The organism is Ectobacillus panaciterrae DSM 19096 (assembly GCF_000430785.1).
In the GTDB taxonomy this organism is placed as follows: Bacteria; Bacillota; Bacilli; order Bacillales; family Bacillaceae_G; genus Ectobacillus; species Ectobacillus panaciterrae.
Genome location: NZ_AUMR01000004.1, coordinates 135307 through 150503, shown reverse-complemented (window position 1 = coordinate 150503; position 15197 = coordinate 135307). Strand labels below are relative to the sequence as shown.

The 15197-nt window shown below is 40.7% G+C and carries 18 protein-coding genes; all 18 read left to right on the top strand.

The genetic code is table 11. From position 1 onward, the window contains the following. Positions 1–354 precede the first annotated feature (354 nt). The 18 genes from rpsU to cccA all read left to right on the top strand — a co-directional run bounded on the left by rpsU (position 355) and on the right by cccA (position 15090). The gene (gene rpsU / locus H540_RS0102355) at positions 355–528 is read left to right on the top strand and encodes a 30S ribosomal protein S21 (protein ID WP_000048061.1); all 174 of its coding nucleotides are present in this window, start codon (positions 355–357) and stop codon (positions 526–528) included. 14 nt (positions 529–542) lie between these two features. Then, on the top strand, positions 543–986 hold the full coding sequence (locus H540_RS0102350; protein WP_028399247.1) for a GatB/YqeY domain-containing protein: 444 nt from the start codon (positions 543–545) through the stop codon (positions 984–986). A 100-nt stretch (positions 987–1086) separates the two neighbouring features. Beyond that, positions 1087–1365, top strand: coding sequence for a sporulation protein YqfC (yqfC, locus tag H540_RS0102345; RefSeq protein ID WP_028399246.1), 279 nt, complete (start codon positions 1087–1089; stop codon positions 1363–1365). 12 nt (positions 1366–1377) lie between these two features. After that, complete coding sequence (gene yqfD, locus H540_RS0102340; protein WP_028399245.1) at positions 1378–2577, top strand: sporulation protein YqfD; 1200 nt, start codon at positions 1378–1380, stop codon at positions 2575–2577. Between the two features lie 3 nt (positions 2578–2580). Then, on the top strand, positions 2581–3540 hold the full coding sequence (locus H540_RS0102335; protein WP_028399244.1) for a PhoH family protein: 960 nt from the start codon (positions 2581–2583) through the stop codon (positions 3538–3540). A gap of 152 nt (positions 3541–3692) precedes the next feature. Then, positions 3693–5837 carry an HD family phosphohydrolase gene (locus tag H540_RS0102330; protein WP_028399243.1) on the top strand — a complete coding sequence of 715 codons (2145 nt, stop codon included), beginning with the start codon at positions 3693–3695 and terminating at the stop codon, positions 5835–5837. A gap of 2 nt (positions 5838–5839) precedes the next feature. Beyond that, complete coding sequence (gene ybeY, locus H540_RS0102325) at positions 5840–6307, top strand: rRNA maturation RNase YbeY (protein ID WP_028399242.1); 468 nt, start codon at positions 5840–5842, stop codon at positions 6305–6307. Further along, positions 6304–6657, top strand: a complete 354-nt coding sequence (locus H540_RS0102320; protein WP_028399241.1) for a diacylglycerol kinase family protein — start codon at positions 6304–6306, stop codon at positions 6655–6657. Before ybeY ends, H540_RS0102320 begins: the two co-directional genes overlap by 4 nt. 71 nt (positions 6658–6728) lie before the next feature. Continuing rightward, entirely contained in the window at positions 6729–7136 is a 408-nt protein-coding gene (locus tag H540_RS0102315; RefSeq protein WP_028399240.1) for a cytidine deaminase, read from the top strand. Further along, complete coding sequence (gene era, locus H540_RS0102310; protein ID WP_028399239.1) at positions 7120–8022, top strand: GTPase Era; 903 nt, start codon at positions 7120–7122, stop codon at positions 8020–8022. Before H540_RS0102315 ends, era begins: the two co-directional genes overlap by 17 nt. A gap of 100 nt (positions 8023–8122) precedes the next feature. After that, positions 8123–8266 carry a YqzL family protein gene (locus tag H540_RS31695; RefSeq protein WP_081414970.1) on the top strand — a complete coding sequence of 48 codons (144 nt, stop codon included), beginning with the start codon at positions 8123–8125 and terminating at the stop codon, positions 8264–8266. A 33-nt stretch (positions 8267–8299) separates the two neighbouring features. Further along, positions 8300–9046: a DNA repair protein RecO gene (gene recO / locus H540_RS0102300; protein ID WP_028399238.1), complete on the top strand. Its 747-nt coding sequence runs from the start codon at positions 8300–8302 to the stop codon at positions 9044–9046. Positions 9047–9158: 112 nt separating this feature from the next. Further along, on the top strand, positions 9159–9797 hold the full coding sequence (ccpN, locus tag H540_RS0102295) for a transcriptional regulator CcpN (protein ID WP_028399237.1): 639 nt from the start codon (positions 9159–9161) through the stop codon (positions 9795–9797). 24 nt (positions 9798–9821) lie between these two features. Further along, positions 9822–10631, top strand: a complete 810-nt coding sequence (locus H540_RS0102290) for a pyruvate, water dikinase regulatory protein (RefSeq protein WP_028399236.1) — start codon at positions 9822–9824, stop codon at positions 10629–10631. A gap of 340 nt (positions 10632–10971) precedes the next feature. Then, positions 10972–11328, top strand: a complete 357-nt coding sequence (locus tag H540_RS0102285) for a DUF188 domain-containing protein (protein WP_028399235.1) — start codon at positions 10972–10974, stop codon at positions 11326–11328. A gap of 52 nt (positions 11329–11380) precedes the next feature. Then, entirely contained in the window at positions 11381–13159 is a 1779-nt protein-coding gene (dnaG, locus tag H540_RS0102280; protein WP_028399234.1) for a DNA primase, read from the top strand. A gap of 59 nt (positions 13160–13218) precedes the next feature. Beyond that, positions 13219–14337, top strand: a complete 1119-nt coding sequence (gene rpoD / locus H540_RS0102275) for an RNA polymerase sigma factor RpoD (protein WP_028399233.1) — start codon at positions 13219–13221, stop codon at positions 14335–14337. 393 nt (positions 14338–14730) lie between these two features. Next, positions 14731–15090: a cytochrome c550 gene (gene cccA, locus H540_RS0102270; protein WP_028399232.1), complete on the top strand. Its 360-nt coding sequence runs from the start codon at positions 14731–14733 to the stop codon at positions 15088–15090. Positions 15091–15197 lie beyond the last annotated feature (107 nt).

Genomic DNA, 15197 nt, shown 5'->3' with positions numbered 1-15197 from the left:
CCCTGCCGCATAAGAACCTCCGCCACACAAAGACAAAAAGCGTATTTGAGGGCGGAGAACCTTATGCTCTGTGCCTGAGCGAGCCGGCTCCGTTTTTCGGTTGTGTCTAGCTCCTCCTGTCAGAGAACCTTCGCCCATAAAGGCAAAAAGCGCCTTTTTGGGCAAAGAACCTCTGCCTTCCGGAGCTGAACAAGCCGATTCCGCTTTTCGTTGGTGTCAATGAAGTTTTCTTTACAGAACTGTTGACCAAGCGGAGTTAAATGTATTATAATTTTAGAAGACATGCTGAAGAAGTGTTTCTTTTGCATGCCCTAGATTAGTGTAAGTGGATGTTTCGGAGGGAGGGAAAGAATAATGTCTAAAACAGTCGTTCGCAAAAACGAGTCTTTAGAGGATGCACTTCGCCGTTTCAAGCGTTCAGTTTCCAAAACTGGTACACTTGCAGAAGCAAGAAAACGCGAATTTTACGAAAAGCCAAGCGTAAAGCGCAAGAAGAAATCCGAAGCAGCTAGAAAGCGTAAATTCTAAGAGAGGGTGTAGTTATGAGTCTTCTCGATCTTTTAAACGATGATATGAAACAAGCGATGAAGAGTAAAGAAAAAGAAAAGCTTACCGTGATTCGCATGGTAAAGGCTGCTTTAAAAAACGAAGAGATTAAGCTGCAACGAGCTTTAACGGACGAAGAAGAGCTCACAGTCTTAACTCGCGAGGTAAAGCAGCGAAAAGACTCCCTCCTCGAATTTGAAAAAGCGGGTCGTGAAGACCTTGTGAATAAAGTAAAAGACGAAATGACGGTTTTAGAAGCGTACTTGCCGAAGCAGCTTAGTGAAGAAGAGCTTATTGCTGTTATTAAGCAAGCGATTGCTGAGACAGGTGCAGCTTCCAAAGCCGATATGGGTAAAGTAATGGGCGCTGTGATTCCTAAAGTAAAAGGAAAAGCAGACGGTTCATTAGTCAATCAGCTTGTTTCACAGTTGCTAGCATAAAAAAACGCCTCATCAATGAGGCGTTTTTTTATGCTTTTTTCTTTTTCGGTGATAGATATTCCCTTTTCTTCATACATATGAGATGAGAGGGGGGTCTTCCGTGAGAAAGCTGCAACAAATGAAAAGTTGGATGACAAAGAAGATGGACCTGCCTGCGGATGTGTTAATGGATCTTCCGCGCATCACCTTAATTGGACAAATTCATATTTATATAGAAAATCACAGAGGCTTGCTTGTGTTTTCAGATACGGAAGTGCGCTTGCTGCTAAAGCAAGGACAGCTTTTAATTAAAGGCAGCTCCTTTGTCATCAAGACTATACTCCCAGAAGAGCTCTTGCTTGAAGGAACGATTGAACAAGTCTTATTTCTAGATGAGTAATGGGGGAGTGGCATGAAAAATCAATGGGTTACCATCTTTCTTGGACATGTTAAGGTACGGTTGAGCGGACGGGGGGCAGAGCGCTTTTTAAATGAATGTGTACGGATAAATATGCATATTTGGAATGTAAGAAGAGTGGGAGACGATACATTGACTTTTCATATGTATGTAAAGGATGTGCATCGTCTCCGTCCTGTTTTTCGTAAATATGAATGTGATTTAAAATTCATCGGGCGTTACGGTTTTCCGTTTTGGCAAAAGCGGCTGCTGAGAAATAGCGGATTTTTAATTGGATTTGTTGCTTTTTTCGCACTCCTTATCATGCTTTCCAATATGGTGTGGAATGTGGAGATTAAAGGTGCAAAACCAGAAACGGAATACATGATTGCCAAGGAATTGGAGAAGATGGGAGTAACGCGCGGGAAGATGCAATTTCAGCTTCCTGATGTAGAAACGATTCAGCGGTACTTAACCAATAACGTCAGCTCGATAACATGGGTAGGAGTAGAACTCAGGGGAACAACGTACCATTTCCAAGTTGTGGAGAAAAATGAGCCGGAAAAAGAAGAAGTCCTTTCCCCTCGGCATTTAGTTGCAAGAAAAGAAGCTGTTATTCAAAAGATGTTTGTAGAGCAGGGGAAAATTATGGTAACGAAAAATGAACATGTTGAGAAAGGGCAACTCTTAGTTTCCGGTATATTCGGAAAAGAGGATAGTCCGACTGTGGTCCCTGCCAAAGGAATTATTTTCGGAGAAACATGGTACGATTCGGAAATAGATGTTCCGCTCAAAACCTTATTCCAAGTATATACCGGCGAATTTTTTCAAAAACACTACATAAAATTCGGCAGTTTTAAGATAAAAGTATGGGGGTTTGAAAAAAATAAGTACAAGCGATATAAAGAAGATGCAATGACGTATCATGTGCATTTTCTTCGCTGGACGCTTCCGATTGCGTATGAAAAGGTGACCGTCCGGGAGGAAGAGGAAGCGATGCGCGAGTATACAGAGAAGCAAGCTCTTGAGGTTGGGAAAGAAATGGCGGAAAAGGAATTGAAGAAAAAATTGGAAGGGAATGCAGCTATCTTAGGTGAAAAAGTTTTGCACAAGCGCGTAGAGAATGGTACATTAAAGTTATCTTTATATTTTAAAGTGATTGAAAATATAGCTGAAATCCAACCGATCACGGAATCCAATATTCAAGGAGATTGAGTAATGGCCGAACAATTAGTAGAGATTAAACAACAAGTGGAAAATCCTAATGAAGCAGCTGCGCTGTTTGGTATTCAAGATGCAAACTTGAAGATTATTGAGCGTGAGCTGCATGTATCAATTATTACAAGAGGTGAAACGGTGCTTGTTTCCGGCTCTGAGGAAGCTGTGAAGCTTGTAGAAGAAATTTTACAGCGGTTGCTTGCAATCATCCGAAAAGGGGTTTCCATTTCTGGACGCGATGTCGCGTATGCTCTGCAATTGGGTCAAAATGGAAAGCTGGAGCACTTTGAAGATTTATATGTAGAAGAGCTGTTGAAAAACGCAAAAGGAAAGCCGATTCATGTAAAAACAATGGGGCAGCGTCAATACATTCATGCGATGAAAAAGAATGATGTTGTATTCGGAATCGGACCGGCCGGCACGGGAAAAACGTATCTGGCTGTTGTAATGGCGATTCGTGCTCTGAAAAACGGTTCAGTTAAAAAGATTATTTTAACAAGGCCGGCTGTAGAAGCGGGTGAAAGTCTCGGATTTTTGCCGGGTGATTTAAAAGAAAAGGTAGATCCATATTTGCGTCCGCTTTATGATGCTTTGCATGATATTTTAGGGCAGGAACATACACAGCGTATGATTGAGCGCGGAACCATTGAAATAGCGCCTCTTGCTTATATGCGCGGGCGGACATTAGACGACTCTTACGTAATTTTGGATGAAGCGCAAAATACGACCGGTGCACAAATGAAAATGTTTTTGACGCGCCTTGGCTTTGGGTCTAAGATGGTCATTACTGGCGATCCGTCTCAAGTGGATTTGCCAAAGGGTGTGAAATCCGGACTTTCCGTTGTGACTTCTATTTTAAAGGATGTTTCGGGAATATCGTTTATCGTTTTAGAGCAAGCAGATGTTGTGCGCCATCCGATTGTGCAGCGTATAATTGAAGCTTATGATAAAGGCGAATGACCCTGTTTCAGGGTCATTTTTTTTACATAAGGGAAGAGAATATATACAAAGAGTTGGCTTTTACCAGCTTTTTTTATATCATAAGATTGTGCAAAAAAGTTCTCTTCATATTGAAGCAGACACTATTTGGGGAGAGGGGAATGTACAGTAACATGTCCAGGTCGCAAAAAGTCTCTCTATGGATCAGGCAGTTTTCGTATTCCAAAGTGCTTACGAAAGTTCTATATGCTCTTTTAGGTATTGTGTTATTTGCAGCGCTTGCAAGCAATGTGAAACCAGATGAGCTCGATATTAAGCTTCTATCCATTGCTAAGAAGACAATTCATTCGCCTATAACAATCGAAGACAAAGCAACAACTGAAAAGAAAAGACGGGAAGCTGCTCAAAAGGTGGAAGATCAGTACACGTATCGGAGTGAGTATAAGCAAAATAGAATTGATATTGTAGATTCTGTATTCGACGCAGTAAAAGAAGTAAAAGAAGAGAGCAAAGGAGCTCCTTCATCAGGCGGGCAGCCTCAGCCGTTATCTGTTACGGAGCAGTTGGATAGACTGAAAAAAAAGCTGCCAAATGACTTAACAAAAAGCCTGACAGATCAAGGGCTGCTCGCTTTGCTGAGCGCTTCGTCCGATCAGCTTCTGGCAGCAAGAGAATCTGCTGTAACGGCTGTTAACAACTCAATGAGTACCCAAATCAAGATTAACGAAACCGATTTAGCGAAAAAACAAATTGCAAATGAGCTTCGTTACGCCGATGTCACGGGACCTTTAAAGGAAACAATTATTTCACTTGGTCAATATGCTGTTGTCCCAAATTATTTCTATGATCCGGTTGCAACGAAGGAGCGCAAACAGCTGGAAATGAGCGCTGTCGACTCTGTTTATATTTTACAGGGACAGGTCATCGTTAAAGAAGGAGATACCATTAAGCGTGAAGTGTATGATCAGCTGAAGCTCGTGGGATTAGCAGACAACCAAAATGCATTGCAGCCGTTTATCGGACTGCTCATTTTAATTGTTATTCTGCTGTACTTTGTTTATAGACAATTTGAAGGGTTTCTCAAGCAAAAGCATGAGGACAAGCCATATGTCCTGACCTATACAATAATTGTAACAATTACTATTTTAATTATGAAAACTATCAGTCTGTTCCAAAAGGTTGAGTATGCAGGTATCGGTTATATTGTGCCTGTAGCAATGGGAACGATGCTAATCAAGCTAATGATTGGAGATCGTTTCGTATTTCTTACAAGTATGATTTTTTCTATTTGCGGGAGCATTATGTTTAACGAGGGTGTTACAAGCGCTTTTAACTATTCTGTAGGTATTTATATACTGCTCAGCGCGCTGTCTGCAAGCATTTTTTTAAGGGAAAAAAATCGCCGCAGCATTATTTTGCAGGCCGGTCTTTTTATCTCTATTTTTAATGTAGCTGTAGTGGCTGCTTTGCTTTTGCTGCGAAATGGTCATTTCTCACTGTTTGAAGCCGGGCTCCATCTTTTAATGGGAGCTGCTTCAGGACTGATTTCTTCCGTTTTAGCAATGGGAGTTCTGCCGTACCTGGAAAGCGGCTTAGGTATTGTTTCTACAATGAGACTTATGGAGCTTGGCAGCCCAAATCATAGGCTGCTGCGGAAAATCTTGCTGGAAGCTCCCGGGACGTATCATCATAGTATTATGGTTGCGAATTTATCAGAGGCTGCTTGTGAAGCGGTAGGTGCAAACGGGTTATTGGCACGTGTTGGAGCCTATTACCATGATATCGGCAAAACGCTGCGACCGCATTTTTTTATTGAAAACCAAATGGGAATTGAAAACCCTCACGATAGGCTCAAGCCGGAATTAAGCTGTGACATTATTATTTCACATGTAACACAGGGTGTGAAGCTGCTGCAGGAGCATAAAATTCCCAAGGAAATTATAGATATTGCAGCAGAACATCATGGAACTACATTATTGAAATACTTTTACTATAAGGCTATACAGCAAGATAAGGGAAAATATACAGAGGATATGTTTCGTTACCCGGGACCGAAAGCGAGCTCTAAAGAGTCCGCTATCGTCGGAATTGCTGATAGCGTAGAAGCTGCTGTTCGTTCTTTAAATGCGCCGACACCTGAACAAATTGAACAGCTTGTAAAAGGGATTGTTACTGATCGTTTGCAGGACGGACAATTCAGTGAGTGCGATTTAACATTTAAAGAGCTTCAAATTGTAACGAGAACATTGTGTGAAACGCTGAACGGCATTTTCCACTCCAGGATTAAATATCCGGAATTATCAGAAGAGAAGGTGTAATCATGAGTGTGATAATTGATTTTTTTGATGAGACAAATGAAGTGAAGGAAGAGCAGATTGAGATGATTCAAGGGCTTATAAATTTGACTGCGCAAATGGAGGAAGTGGACGAGGCTGAAATGTCTATCACATTTGTGACAAATGAACGTATTCAAGAGCTGAACCATCAATATCGGGGCAAAGATCAGCCGACAGATGTGATTTCATTTGCAATGGAGGATATGGGTGAAGGAGAAGTGGAAATTATAGGGGAAGAATCCGCTCGTTTATTGGGTGATATTGTTATCTCGATTCCACGTACAAAAGAGCAGGCGGAAGAGTATGGACATTCGTTTGCGAGAGAACTCGGCTTCTTATCTGTACATGGTTTTTTGCATTTGCTAGGCTATGATCATATGACAGAAGAAGATGAAAAAGTGATGTTCAAAAAGCAAAAAGAAATTCTGCATGCATACGGACTAGAAAGATGAAAAAGGGAAAGCTAATCAAAAGTTTTCAATATGCCTTTTCCGGTATTTGGACATGCATCCGTTATGAACGAAACATGAAAATTCATTGTGGTGCAGCCGTTTTTATCAGTCTTGCCGGACTTTATTACCATATTGAAAAACACGAATGGCTGATTTTGCTTTTAACCATCGGCGGCGTAATGAGTTTAGAAATGATAAATACGGCGGTTGAGAAAAGTGTGGATTTAGTCACAAGCGAGCAGCATCCGTTAGCCAAGCTGGCTAAGGATGCTGCTGCAGGCGCCGTACTATTATTTTCTTGTATTGCCGTCCTCATAGGAGGGCTCATCTTTCTCCCGTATATCTTATAGTTGTATCCTATCTTAATTTGAATATAACAAAAATTACATCTTACATTTTCAAACCGAAGGGAAGAATACATGTGAACATCCAAGAGCTTATTCAAGAGTCTATTCAAGCGCGTGAAAAAGCATATGTACCATACTCTAAATTTAAAGTAGGAGCAGCCCTTCTTACAAAAGACGGAAAAGTGTATACAGGATGCAACATAGAAAATGCCTCCTATGGGCTGACAAACTGTGCGGAGAGAACAGCTTTATTTAAGGCTGTTTCCGAAGGGGATTTAGAGTTTTCGGCCATTGCGGTCGTTGCGGATACAGCAGGTCCGGTGCCCCCGTGTGGCGCATGCCGCCAAGTTATGGTAGAATTATGCAAGCCGGACACGAAGGTGTACTTAACAAATTTGAAAGGCGACGTGCAAGAAACGACGGTTGCCGAGTTATTGCCGGGAGCTTTTTCATCGGAGGATTTAAATGAGCAGAGAATATAAGTCAGGGTTCGTCTCCATTATCGGAAGACCGAACGTAGGAAAGTCTACATTTCTGAATCGAATTATCGGTCAGAAAATTGCTATTATGAGCGATAAACCGCAAACAACACGCAATAAAATCCAAGGGGTTTATACGGAGGAAGATGCTCAAATCATCTTCATTGATACCCCCGGCATACATAAGCCAAAGCATAAGCTTGGCGATTTTATGATAAAGATGGCAGAAAACACTTTAAAAGAAGTAGACATCGTTTTATTTATGATTAATGCAACAGAAAAATTTGGACGCGGCGATGAGTACATTATTGAAAAACTCAAAAGTACAAAGCAGCCGGTGTTCTTAGTGGTGAATAAGATTGATCAGCTTCACCCGAACGAGCTGTTGCCGCTCATTGATAAATATCGTGAAATGTATGATTTTGCAGAAATAGTGCCCATTTCTGCGCTCGAAGGCAACAACGTAGAGGCGCTTATCAGTGCTATTAAGAAGTATTTGCCGGAAGGGCCGCAATATTATCCGGAGCATCAAATTACAGATCATCCAGAGCGATTCATTATCGCTGAGCTTGTACGTGAAAAGGTGCTTCATCTAACGCGTGAGGAAGTACCGCATTCTGTAGCGGTTGTCATTGACGCTATTGAAAAGAGAGAAGGCGGAGCTGTGTATGTCAACGCAACCGTTGTAGTAGAACGTCCGTCTCAAAAAGGAATCATTATTGGAAAGCAAGGAAGTATGCTGAAGGAAGTGGGGAAGCGCGCTCGTCTTGATATTGAGATGCTTCTCGGTTCTAAGGTATTTCTGGAACTGTGGGTCAAGGTACAGAAGGACTGGCGCAATAAAATGTCGCAGCTTCGTGATTTTGGCTTCCGAGAGGACGAATATTAATTAACAAAATTTTTCTCACATGAAAATGAACAAATAAGGTCACTTTAATAACAAAAGAAATTGGATACTATGCTAGGCTTACTGAGGAAGGTGGGTTCTTATGTTGAAGTTTACCTGGAATGTGTTTTCAAAGACGGGCAACATTGAAACATATCTTCTCTTGAAAGATCTCGAAAGAGAAGGGCAAGACATACCAGACCAACAAATTGCCGAGCTAGCAGAAATCGATTCTCCAATTTCTTGACCTTACTTGTTCAAGCCTTGGATGGTGACGAACATGTTTCAAAAAATTGAGGGAATTGTCATTCGCACGACCGATTATGGAGAGACAAATAAGATTGTTACCATATTTTCCCGGGAGCTTGGGAAGGTAAGTGCCATGGCTCGCGGAGCAAAAAAACCGAAAAGCCGTTTAACCGCTGTCTCTCAGCCGTTTACATACGGTTATTTTCTTCTTCAAATCGGTTCAGGCTTAGGTACCTTGCAGCAAGGTGAAATTCTTTCTTCCATGCGAGAGATACGCGGGGATATATTCCTGACAGCGTATGCATCTTTTGTAGTAGAATTAACTGACAAAGCAACGGAAGAAAAAAAGAATAATCCATATTTGTTTGAAATGCTATATCAAACATTACATCATATGAACGAAGGAGTAGACCCGGAAATTTTGGCGCTCATGTATCAAACGAAAATGCTGCCTGTTCTCGGGTTATATCCTGCCTTTGACGAGTGTGCAGTTTGTCACCAGTCGAATGCATTTGTCGCCTTTTCCGTGCGAGAAGGCGGCTTTCTATGTTCGCAGCACGCTGAACAAGACCCGTATCGTATTCCGCTGAACGAAGCTGCAAGCAAACTGATTCGTTTGTTTCACCATTTTGATTTGAATCGATTAGGGAACGTATCAGTAAAAGATGAAACAAAACAACAAATTCGCACCGTTTTGAATGCTTATTATGATGAATATTGCGGCATTTATTTAAAATCAAGGCGATTTTTAAATCAAATCGATAAATTTAAAACATGAAAAGGAACCTTAGAGGTTCCTTTTCATATACTTTCTTTTTTGAATAGTGTATTTAGTATATAATATTGAAAAGACAGTAGGCCTTTTTTTATTCCGATGAGCAGTAAAGGTGGTGATTATCATAGAACTGAATAAACGGCAAGAACAAATTGTCCAGATCGTAAAGGACTACGGACCCATTACGGGAGAAGCAATTGCGGATCAATTAAACTTAACAAGAGCCACGCTCCGTCCGGACCTTGCGATTCTTACAATGGCAGGCTATTTAGAAGCTCGTCCGAGAGTCGGTTATTTTTATACAGGAAAGACAGGAGGGCAATTGCTGTCTGAAGCTGTCAAAAAATTGACTGTGCAATCGTACCAGTCACGACCGGTAGTAGTAGACAAAAATGTATCTGTATACGATGCGATTTGTACCATGTTTTTAGAAGATGTCGGGACGCTGTTTATTGTAGATCAAAATACATTGCTTGTCGGTGTAGTGTCGCGTAAAGATTTACTGCGTGCAAGCCTTGGGAAGCAGGAACTGACCGCTATACCTGTAAATATTATCATGACGAGAATGCCTAACATTACAATGTGCCGCAAAGAAGACAGCCTGTACGAGGTGGCCCAAAAATTAATAGAAAAGCAGATTGATGCCATGCCGATCATTCGGGACACGGAGAAGGGTCTTGAAGTGGTGGGGCGTATTACAAAAACGAATATTACACGGGCATTTGTAGATTTGGTCAACAATGAATTAGTGTAATTACAGTTAAAGTGAGGTAATGGAATGAGCAATCAAATTGTCTATGTTGTATCCGACTCTGTAGGAGAGACGGCAGATTTAGTCGTTCGGGCGGCAATGGGACAGTTTCTCTTCACGCCGGACATTCGCCGAGTACCGTATGTTGAGGATACAGGAACATTAAAAGAAGTAATTTCTATCGCAAAAAGCAATCAAGCTATTATTTGTTTTACTCTTGTCAAGCCGGAAATGAGAAGCTATCTTATTGAAGAAGCTGCAAAAGAAAAAGTGCAAGTATATGATATTATAGGTCCTCTTATTGAACGCATACAAACAGCTACCGGTGCAAAACCGAGATTTGAACCAGGGTTGGTTCGCAAACTGGATGAAGATTACTTTAAGAAGATTGAAGCAATTGAATTTGCGGTAAAATACGATGATGGCCGGGATCCCAGAGGTATTTTAAAGGCTGATATCGTGTTAATTGGCGTATCGCGCACTTCTAAAACGCCTCTGTCTCAATATTTAGCGCACAAACGTTTAAAGGTGGCCAATGTTCCTCTTGTGCCTGAAGTAGACCCGCCAGAAGAGCTGTATCGAGTGCCGACAGAAAAATGCTTTGGATTGAAAATCGATCCGGAAAAGCTGAATAATATTCGCAAAGAGCGCTTAAAATCGCTTGGCTTAAGTGCTGGAGCAAGCTATGCCAATTTGAATCGGATTAAAGAGGAGCTTACTCATTTTGAGAGAGTGGTCAATAAAATTGGCTGTCAAGTCATCGATGTTTCAAATAGAGCGATTGAAGAAACTGCAAATGTCATTTTAAACGCAGTTCAAAACCAGCGCAGCTTTTAATGCACATTTACCTTAGGGGATGTGCTTTTTTTTTTGAAAAACATCGTTTATCTATAGCCAATTTTAAAAAATTATATTATAATAAAAAATTGTGATAAAAACATATATTTTACGTTTAGACTTTGTTTTTTCCGAATAAACTATGGGTAGGATTCGTGTTTGGCATCTTTTTACGTAAAATCGACAAAAATCTAAATAATTAAACGTACATTATGGAAGGATTCACAGAAGGGATGTAGAATAGAGAAATATGCAAAAAATCAAACGGATTTTTGTTGATGCGGATGCATGCCCGGTGAAAGAAGAAATTGTCTAGGTTGGGGACCAACATAATGTCGACATTTATTTTGTAGCATCTTATGCACATCAGACTGACTTTCAGGGAGGAAGCTGGGTATATGTGGATTCCTTGAAAGATGAGGTGGATTTCTATATCTTTAAACATGCTAAGAAGGGGGATCTTGTTGTTACTCAGGATATGGGATTAGCTGGTCTTCTTTTGAGGCAAGGTGTGCAGGTTATTTCTCCGCGCGGCGCTCTTTTGAAAGATAAACATATGGATACGATTTTGTATAATCGATACGTATCTGCAAAATTACGCAGAGGAGGAACGTTTACAAAAGGTCCTAAAGCATTTTCTAGGGAAGACCGCAAGCGCTTTTTGCACATTTTGCAAAAAAATATTGTCGAATCATGAAGGAATCCATTAACTTATATCGAATACAAAAATACGACACGGAGATGGAGCTATGGGAAACAGAATTCCCGAAGAAGTTGTAGAGCGTGTTCGTCAATCGGTTGATATTGCTGAAGTAATCAGCGAGTATGTCCAACTGAAGAAACAAGGGCGAAATTACTTCGGATTATGTCCGTTCCATGGGGAAACTACACCTTCTTTTTCAGTCTCGTCAGATAAGCAGATTTTTCATTGCTTCGGCTGCGGAGAGGGAGGAAATGCTCTTTCGTTTCTAATGAAGATAGATGGCATTTCCTTTACAGAAGCTGTACAAAAGCTAAGTGAAAAAGCAGGTGTTAATGTTACGGAATATATTTCCGAATCAAATGATCATGCTGACGCCGGCATGATAGAAGCTCATGAGCTTCTCAAAAAATATTATCATCATCTTTTAATGAATTCACAAGAAGGAAAACAAGCTTTGCAATATCTTTTGGACAGAGGGATTTCAAAAGATATGATTGCGAAATTTGAAATTGGTTATGCGAGTACTTCTTGGGATCATGCAGCAAAAGTGTTGCAAAAACGAGGGTTTTCCCTCATGCAAATGGAGCAGGCAGGACTCGTTATTCCAAATGAAAGAGAAGGCGGTTACTATGATCGTTTTCGAAACAGAATTATTTTCCCTATTCATAATTCGCAAGGAAAAACAGTTGCTTTTAGCGGAAGGGCTTTAGGCGATGATTCGCCGAAATATTTAAATAGCCCGGAAACGCCAATCTTTCATAAGAGCAAAGTTTTGTATCATTTTCATCAAGCTCGTTCCGCCATTCGAAAACAGCAGCAAGTCCTTTTATTTGAGGGATATGCCGATGTAATAGCAGCTGTTCATAGCGGATTTGAGGAATCTGTTGCTACTATGGGAACATCTCTTACAGAAGAGCAGGCAAGGATGATTCGGCGTAACGTTGAGACTGTTATACTTTGCTACGATGGTGATAAAGCAGGACAAGAGGCGATTGTTAAAGCGGGAAGCCTTCTCTTGGAAGCTGGCTGCAATGTAAAAGTTGTAGTGGTTCCCGACAGATTGGATCCAGACGAATACATTCGCACGCATGGTGCGGGTTCTTTTCGAAAGCTTGTGGAAAGCAATACGGCTTTTGTTGATTTTAAACTCTATTATCTTCGTTCTGGAAGGAATTTGCAAGACCCTCAGGAACAAGGAAAATATGTACAGGCTGTCGTGCAAGAACTCGCAAAGCTGACAACATTTGTACAAGCTCAGCCCTATCTGCAATCGTTAGCAAAAGAATTTCCATATGAAATGGAGGATTTGCGAAGCGAACTGCGGAAATTCCAGAAAGGGCAGCTCCGTCAGGCTGGAGCTGCTGCCCAGGAGATTACAAAGCGTGCAGGCACGAAACCGAAGTTTGCCGGATATGAAAGAGCTGAAAGGGAGCTTATCTATCATGCGCTTCAAGGCGAAGAGATGGCGCAACGTTTGCAGCCTCATATTCAATATTTTCATACAGAGGAACATAAAGGGATTTTATATGAACTGTATGCATATTATGAAAAAGGATATGAACCTGATATCAGCAAATTTCTCGACTGGCTTGCGAATGATCAACTAAAAAAAATTGCAGTGGATCTTTCGACAGATGAGATGATTAATCCGGTCTACTCTCAAGAAATGTTTGAAGGAAATCTCGAATCTTTACGAAATCATAAGCGAAAGATAGAAGAGATGAATTACGTTTTTGAACTGCGAAAACTGGAAAAGACAGATCCTAAAGCAGCAGCCTTGTTTGCTTTAGAACATATCATTAATAAGCGAAGAGCAAGAAAATAGCTTTTTGTATAAAAACCAACTATAATCATTGTTTGTATCTCGCGTAAGGAGGGGAACAAATGGCTGACAAATCAGCTCGTTCTAAAGAAATCGAAACGGATGTTACTGTGGAGCAAGTAAAAGAGCAATTAACAGAGCTCGGAAAAAAGCGAGGCGTTCTTACATACGAAGAAATTGCAGAACGCATGAGCGGATTTGACATGGAATCCGAACAAATGGATGAGTACTATGAATATTTAGGAGAACAAGGTATCGAATTAATCGGTGATGGTGATGAAGATCCTAATGCTCGTCAGTTAGAAAAAGAAGAAGAATTCGACTTAAATGATTTAAGTGTTCCGCCTGGTGTGAAAATTAATGACCCTGTACGCATGTATTTAAAAGAAATCGGCCGTGTTGACTTGTTATCTGCTGAGGAAGAAATTCAGCTTGCAAAGCGCATTGAGCAAGACGACGAAGAAGCAAAACGCCGCTTGGCAGAAGCGAACTTGCGACTTGTTGTAAGTATCGCAAAACGGTATGTAGGACGCGGCATGTTATTCCTTGACTTGATTCAAGAAGGAAACATGGGCCTTATTAAAGCTGTTGAAAAGTTTGATTATCGCAAAGGATATAAGTTCAGTACGTATGCAACTTGGTGGATTAGACAAGCGATTACACGCGCAATTGCTGACCAGGCAAGAACGATTCGTATTCCCGTGCATATGGTTGAAACAATCAATAAGCTGATTCGTGTGCAACGTCAATTGCTGCAGGATTTAGGGCGTGAACCATCTCCGGAAGAAATAGGAGAAGAAATGGATCTTGCACCTGAAAAAGTTCGCGAAATTTTAAAAATTGCACAAGAGCCTGTTTCTTTGGAAACACCAATCGGTGAAGAAGACGACTCTCATCTTGGTGATTTTATTGAAGACCAGGAAGCAACTTCACCAGCAGACCATGCTGCATATGAGCTATTGAAAGAGCAGCTGGAGGATGTGCTGGATACGTTAACAGACCGTGAAGAAAATGTGCTTCGCCTGCGCTTCGGATTAGATGACGGACGAACTCGTACGCTTGAAGAAGTAGGAAAAGTGTTTGGCGTAACGAGAGAACGCATTCGTCAAATTGAAGCAAAAGCGCTTCGTAAGCTGAGACACCCAAGCCGCAGCAAACGATTGAAAGATTTCTTGGAATAGAGTCTACTTAAGTTTACTTCATAAGAATGAAGTAAACTTTTTTCTTTTGTTAAGTTTCTCTAATTTTCTTACAAATGAGACCGCATTCATCAATTGCAATTCTTGTAATTTATTTTACAGAATTGTCTATTGATTTGCAAATGCTCATTTTTATATTTTTCGAGCAATTTCTTGTTCTGTTTACAGCATTTTTTACGGAATATGCTGTTTTATCTTGTTTCAAGATGAGATTTATCAAAAAATAAATGGAATTTTTCTGACTTTGAAGAATTTACGGAATTTCTAGAATATTTTTTCTTTATTCTAGAGTTTGTACTTTTCCGATAGAGCGTTTTCAAGTACAATAGTAATGTCTATATAGTACAATGGGGTACATAGAGGGGGAGAAGAGAAATGAAACGCAACCCATTGATTCCATTCGCATTAATTGCTGTTTTAGGGATTGTTGGTATGTTTTTGCTTTCCTTCCAAGGACAGCAAAAGGGTAAGGAGCTGGCTGAAGAAAAGAAAAATGGCGGAAAAATAACGCAAGCGGCTTCTAAACCAGAAGATATTGTTAAACAAACCTGTACGACTTGCCATGGTGAGCAATTGCAAGGTGCTGTTGGACCAAACCTTCAAAAAATAGGCGCGAAATTGTCTCAAGACGAGATTAAAAACGTAGTTATGAACGGTAGAGGCAATATGCCGGCAGGCTTGCTTCCAGCTGAACAAGCTACTAAAGTTGCGGAGTATCTTGCGAAAAAGAAATAATGAAACGGTCCTTTGCGAAATTGCAAGGGGCTTTTTATATCCCTATATAAAAAGTTTCTTCTCTTAACTTGCAACTGTAACGAGAAATTCTTATGATGAAAGCATAC